This is a genomic window from Vibrio fujianensis, from assembly GCF_002749895.1.
GTDB classification, from domain to species: domain Bacteria; phylum Pseudomonadota; class Gammaproteobacteria; order Enterobacterales; family Vibrionaceae; genus Vibrio; species Vibrio fujianensis.
Window position 1 is genome coordinate 994 of record NZ_NBUS01000004.1, and the last position, 575, is coordinate 1568.

Sequence of the window (575 nt, forward strand, 5' to 3'; positions counted from 1 at the left end):
GCTGCCCCTTAATGCGGCGTTATGTGAATGGAGCGCATATTGAAAATATCAGTCGTCGAAAATGGTGGAATCGAGGCGCATGAAGCTGCACTTAATACACATCTAAACTCGGTTTTTGGCCAAGATTCTACGGTCAATTTTAATCACGAGTTCGTTTGTGCAGCTCTCATCGAAGACGAAAATCAGATTATCGCTACTGGTTTTGCTTACAGTCGTTTAATGTCACAAGGATCAAGAAGCTTCAAAGCGGGCATAGTTGGCGGCATTGCTGTTGCACCAAATAAGCGTGGTCTGGGCTTAGCCAAAGTCATCGTAAAAGAACTGGATAAATACTTGGTGTCTTTTGGTGTAACTCATTCTTTTCTCTTTGCTTATGAGCCAGATGTATATCGAAGTTCAGGGTATTCAGAGTTAGTTTGTCCTATTCATTACTACGATATACAGCAGAAAAATTGGAACGAGTTTGTCTACCGTGGAGGCATGGTTAAGACTTACAATGTTGGTCACGCTCTAAGCAGCCAAGTCATTGAGTTTAATGGTTGTGTGTATTGAGTGCGCTGGAAAAATTCACATAA

1 protein-coding gene is annotated in these 575 nt (G+C 41.7%); it reads left to right on the forward strand.

Annotated features, from left to right (window positions below):
- Nucleotides 1-39: 39 nt before the first annotated feature.
- Complete coding sequence (locus B7C60_RS00035; protein ID WP_099609928.1) at nt 40-552, forward strand: GNAT family N-acetyltransferase; 513 nt, start codon at nt 40-42, stop codon at nt 550-552.
- Nucleotides 553-575: the final 23 nt, after the last annotated feature.